Below are 4,881 nucleotides of genomic sequence, written 5' to 3'. Positions count from 1 at the left end.
CTTCCCCCGGGAGAGTGAGGGAGACCGGACGTCAGCCGTGGATCAGCTGGGCGGTCCAGGTCTTGGTGTGACCGGTGACGGCCTGGTCCTTGGCGACGGCCTTGCCGACGGCCTGGACGCGCGGCGTGGCCTTCCACGTGACGTCGGCGCGGGCGATGCCCTTGACGGCGACCTTGACCGCGCCGCCCTTGATCGCGTACGCGGCGTTGACATTGGTGACCTGGGCCTGGGCGCGGGCGTTGCGCTGGACCTTGCCCTTGACCACGTTGTAGCGGAGGGTCAGCTTCTCGGTGGTGACCGGGATGTTGAAGATCTTCTCGGTCGCGCTGTAGGTCACCAGGTGACCGCCCTTGAGGCCGCCCTTCGAGGACACGCTGTGGACGAACTTGACGTCCGCGTTGTACGAGGTGACGTTGGTCACCGGGCGGTTGAGGGTGCCCTTGAGCTGCTTGAAGAGGGACCCGTAGATCTTGCCGTCCTGGAGGTACCCCACGAACTTGGCCTTCTTGGCGGCCGGGAGCGCGGAGAAGCTCTTGAGGGTGCTCTTGGCCTCGGGCGTCTTCTGGGCCTTGAGGTAGGCGACGTAGCTGCCGACCGTCAGCTTCGCCGGCAGCTTCCCGGCGGCCTGGTCGGCGACCGTCTGTACGCCCTGCTGCGGGCCGAACTCGGCGGCGGACGCGGCCGGAGCCAGCACGGCGACGGCGGCGGCTCCCGCGACGGCTGCTGCGGCGAGGCGACGCTTGGTGAAGCGGCTGTGCACAGTGATCTCCCCGTTGATGGTGTGCCGTTGGATGGTGCGTGACAACGAGCTTAGGGATCAGCGGAGTTGGCCAAAATTGTCCCTTTGGGCAGTGACCTTGGGGGATCCCCTCACTGTGACGTGGCCGTGTCATTACAGGGTTCTTCTTGTCAGTAGCGGACGCTAAGTTGGAGGGAGATCGCCGCCGCACCCGGGGCACGGGGCTCTGTCGGGAAAAGCGGCATCGGGAAGGACAGACCCATGACCAAGAGGTCTGACGTAGGAGACACCGCGTGCGCCTACCGGCGCACGGGAGCCGACCCGGTTCGGGACATCAGCAGGCTCAAGACGCTGACGGACCGGGAGAAGGAAGTCCTGCTTCTGCTGGGGACGGGCCTGGGCAACCGTCAACTCGCCCGTGAACTCGGGATCGCCGAGCGGACGGTGAAAGCGCATGTCGCCCGAATAGTGGAGAAACTGCAGCAGGAGACCCGGCTTCAGGTCGCGGTGCTCTCCGTCCTCGCCCATGAGCTGCTGTGCGCCGACCCCCGGTGCGCGTGCGGCTCGGCCGCGCCGCTGTCGTCCCGACTCGTCGGGGCATCCGCGGTCTGAGCGTCGGCCGCGACCGGCCCAGCGCCCTCGACCACACTTCCCCAAGGGCGTTGCACGGCGTGGATTTGACGTTCACTTGTGGAAATTTTGACTCTCCACAGCGGGAGAGATCAATCAACTCAACAGCAACGGAAACGACTTACGGGGTGAATATGAGTATGCGTCGCATGTCCGAAGCCATACCTGTCGCGGCCAGACCCGGACCGGGGTCCGGCACGCGGAGCTGACCTGTGGGCGGGGGCTCGCCGAGGGGCGGGCCCCCGCTCAGGTCCGGATCACCCGGCCGGAGGGCGCCGTCGGCACGAGGCGGTCGTAGCCCCAGGCACTCAAACCCATCGCCATCACGAACTGAAGGTCCAGCAGGGCGACGGTCATCATCACGAAGGCCCAGTCGACCGACTCCGCGAGACCGCTCCCGCCCCACACCCCGCCCAGCACCGCGCACACCAGCACCAGGAACGCGTAGACCGAGACGTCGATGGTCGCGGTGCGCCAGCGCGACAGCGCCGGGAGCGCCTTCCGCACGACGGTCAGCACGGCGACGGCCAGGGGAGGGAAGAACAGCCCGCCCCCGGCGATCATTCCGATCCCGAGCTCGGCGAGGGAGAAACCCCCGCCCACGTGCACCACGAGCGCGCCCCACAGCCAGGAGGGCAGGGTGACCAGGGCGGCGTATCCGGCCGCTCGGCTCCACGGTGTCAGCATGCGCGCGCTCCTCGGATCCCCGTCGCCACCGGCGGTCGACCGGCGACGGTCCCCGCCGTGGTCGGCCGGCGGAGGACGACAGGAGTCTCTCAGCCGGTGCCCCGCCCGAACGGGCCGGGTGCCCGCGCGTCGACCCGTGAGCCGGTCGGGGGTCCGGCACCACGGGTGCGGCGAACGGCCTGCTCACCCCCTCGGGCGAGCAGGCCGTTCGCCGTGTCCCCCGCCGCTGCCGGCGGGATCGGCGGGAGAGGTCAGGACAGACCCCACTCCTGCTTCTTGCGCGCGGCGTCCGAGCTGCCGGACGGCGTGATCGTGATCTTCGTGCCGGACGTGTCACGGCCGGCGGTGATCACCTTGTTGGCGAGCTTGCTGTAGATCTTGCTGCCGCCGAGGGCCCACTGCTGGCCCTTGGACTTGTTGCAGCTCGACTGCTTGACCTGGGTGTTCGTCGCGGCCGACGACACGGACAGGCACTTCTTCGAGTGCTTGTTCTTGATCACGAACAGCCGGGTCTGGTTCGGCTTGTTGTTGTTGATCCACACGAGGTCCCACCGCTGGGTGGTCGCCGTCCTCGAACAGCCGCGCAGCTTCAGCACGGCCCCGTTGCCCTTGGCGTTGTCCATCGACAGGCACATGCCGCTCTTGCCCCACACCTTCTCCAGGCGCACGTTGCCGTAGCCCTTCGGAATGGTGTCCTGCGCCGCCGTGGAGGCCGCCGATGCCGGAATCGCCCCGCCCGCCAGCAGCGCACCCGCGACACCCGCGAGCACCAGGCCCTTCGCGCCGTTCTTCACCAGGACCACGTCCCCTTCGCAATCGCGTACTCGGATCACCAGAAGCCTAGATTCCCGCTGGTGGGAGGGGTATTGACTCTTAGGGCACTGCCCCAAGGTGCAACGTGTCACCACGGCCGACCCAGCCCGCCGGAAGGGCCCGCGGCCGCCCGCCGTACGATCGCGTCATGCTCCGCCGTACCCGTATCGCTCTCCTGGCCACCGGCGCCGTGGCGCTCGTCACCGCCGCCACGGTCACGGTGCGGGTGCTCAGCGAGCCGACCTACAGCTTCGCCGCCGCCCCCCGCGCCGCGGATCCCGCGTGCGCCCGGGTCAGCGCGCAGTACCCGGAGCGGCTGGCCGGGCTGGACCGGGCGGACACCGACACGAAGGGCGCCGCCGTGTACGGCGACGGGTCGATCGTCGTGCGCTGCGGGTTCCCCAGCCCCAGGCCCACCGAAGACCCCTGCACCCAGGTGGACGGCGTGGACTGGGTGTGGCGCGCGGACGAGCGGCGCGAGGGCCGACAGCTGCTGATCACCTACGGCCGGGAGCCCGCCGTCGAGGTCCAGGTGGCCGCCGACCGGGCCGCCACCGACGCGGTCCTGGTCGGACTGTCCGGCATCGTGAAGCCGATCGAGCAGAGCGGCGAGTGCCTGTCCCTCGCGGACACCCCTTAGCGGACGGACGCCCGGTGGCGGCCGCTGCCCGGCCCCTTCCGCCGAGCCCCGCCGAGGGGGGTCCTAGGGTGGAGGGCAGGTCCGGCCGGTCGGCGGAGCCGGGGCAGGGAGTAGGGACACAGGTGGCGACGAAGAGGATCTCGCGGGCGGTCGTGTGCGCGATCGCGGCCGGTGTCGTGCTCTCCGGCTGTACGACGACGAAGACGCTCCAGACCGACGGGGCCGGGGCCGGGCGGTCCGACCGCTCGGAGGGGTCCGCGCTCAGGCGCGTCCCGGCGGCCCAGCGCGAGGACGCGCCGGACCTCTCCGGCACCACCGTCGACGGCCGCCCGATCCGCCTGTCCGACTACCGGGGCGACGTCGTCGTGGTGAACGCCTGGGCCACCTGGTGCGGCCCCTGCCGCGCCGAGTCACCGGCACTGGACAAGGTGCAGCGGGAGCTGAAGGAGCAGGGCGTACGCGTGCTGGGGGTCAGCACCGACGCGGGCCGGAAGAACGCCCTCGCCTTCCAGAAGGAGCTGGGGCTGTCCTACCCGAGCCTGCACGACCCGGGCGGCAGGCAGTTCCTGAAGCTGCCGCGCGGCCTGGTGAACCCGCAGATCCTCCCCTTCACCCTCTACATCGACCGCGAGGGCCGGATCGCCGGAGCGACCCAGACCCCCGTGACCACGGACGACGTGCGGAACGCCGTCACGCCGATCCTGAAGGAGAAGTAGCCCGGGCCTCGTCCCGGTACCCGTCCGAGGAGTCGTCAAAGTCACCGGAGTCGCCTGACTCGTCGGCATCGCCCGAGTCGCCGGAACCGGTGTCGCCGTCCCCGGTGGCCTCCTCCGCGGAGCCGTCGGTGTCGTCGTCCGGGGCCGTCCCGGTGGACTCGTCCGAGTCCTCCCGGCCGGTCTCCTCGCGGCCGCCCTGTTCCTCGTCCCGCTCCGTCGTCCGCGTCCCCTTCTCGCCCTTCTTCGGCTCGCCCTTCTTGGGCTCCCCCTTCTTCGTCCCGTCCTTCTTCGTCTTCTTCTCGGCGAGGACCTGCTGGAGCCGCTCGGCGCCGTAGAGGCCGCCGTGGGTGAGGAGGACGGCGGTGTCGCCGACGCGGACCGCGGCGAGGTCGAGGGTGAGGGCGCCCTCCTCGCCGCCGACGTCACCGCGGACGACCAGCCGCAGCCCCTGCCGGGCGTCACCGATGCCGCGGGGGAGGTCCACGGGGGTGATCTCGGCGGCGTACTCGCGGTCCCCGAACCCGGTGACGGTGAACTCGCGGCACTCCCCGGCGAGCCTGCGGAAGTGGTCGAGCCGCTCGTCGACCTGGGCCTTGTCGTAGGCGCCCACCTGGTAGCGCAGCTGGGAGCCGTACTCGTCGTCGTCGAAGCCGGTG

6 protein-coding genes and 1 pseudogene are annotated in these 4,881 nt (G+C 70.4%); 3 read left to right on the top strand and 4 right to left on the bottom strand.

The features are described from left to right. Window positions 1-31: 31 nt before the first annotated feature. Window positions 32-805, bottom strand: coding sequence for a hypothetical protein (locus tag AOK23_RS33485; RefSeq protein ID WP_055716298.1), 774 nt, complete (start codon window positions 803-805; stop codon window positions 32-34). 195 nt (window positions 806-1,000) lie between these two features. On the opposite strand from AOK23_RS33485, the gene AOK23_RS33480 reads away from it, so the two are divergent. Next, the gene (locus AOK23_RS33480; protein ID WP_055520293.1) at window positions 1,001-1,351 is read left to right on the top strand and encodes a LuxR C-terminal-related transcriptional regulator; all 351 of its coding nucleotides are present in this window, start codon (window positions 1,001-1,003) and stop codon (window positions 1,349-1,351) included. A 264-nt stretch (window positions 1,352-1,615) separates the two neighbouring features. Here AOK23_RS33480 and AOK23_RS33475 read toward each other — a convergent pair whose 3' ends face one another. Together AOK23_RS33475 and AOK23_RS33470 are read right to left on the bottom strand one after the other, a co-directional pair. After that, window positions 1,616-2,056 carry a hypothetical protein gene (locus AOK23_RS33475; RefSeq protein WP_055716297.1) on the bottom strand — a complete coding sequence of 147 codons (441 nt, stop codon included), beginning with the start codon at window positions 2,054-2,056 and terminating at the stop codon, window positions 1,616-1,618. Between the two features lie 251 nt (window positions 2,057-2,307). After that, window positions 2,308-2,859 (bottom strand): RICIN domain-containing protein, encoded by a 552-nt coding sequence (locus tag AOK23_RS33470; protein ID WP_240496684.1) that lies wholly within the window; start codon window positions 2,857-2,859, stop codon window positions 2,308-2,310. Between the two features lie 158 nt (window positions 2,860-3,017). Here AOK23_RS33470 and AOK23_RS33465 point away from each other — a divergent pair, with 158 nt between their 5' ends. Both AOK23_RS33465 and AOK23_RS33460 read left to right on the top strand, forming a co-directional pair. Then, a complete protein-coding gene (locus AOK23_RS33465; protein WP_055716296.1) occupies window positions 3,018-3,509 on the top strand; it encodes a DUF3515 family protein in 492 nt (163 codons plus the stop codon). Window positions 3,510-3,631: 122 nt separating this feature from the next. Further along, window positions 3,632-4,225, top strand: coding sequence for a TlpA family protein disulfide reductase (locus AOK23_RS33460; protein WP_055716295.1), 594 nt, complete (start codon window positions 3,632-3,634; stop codon window positions 4,223-4,225). Here AOK23_RS33460 and AOK23_RS33455 read toward each other — a convergent pair. Then, a pseudogene (locus AOK23_RS33455) lies at window positions 4,200-4,881 on the bottom strand (hypothetical protein); the annotation flags it as partial. The gene AOK23_RS33460 and the pseudogene AOK23_RS33455 overlap by 26 nt on opposite strands.

The organism is Streptomyces torulosus (genome assembly GCF_001419765.1).
Taxonomy (GTDB): domain Bacteria; phylum Actinomycetota; class Actinomycetes; order Streptomycetales; family Streptomycetaceae; genus Streptomyces; species Streptomyces torulosus.
This window is presented reverse-complemented; position numbering and strand designations above follow the sequence as displayed.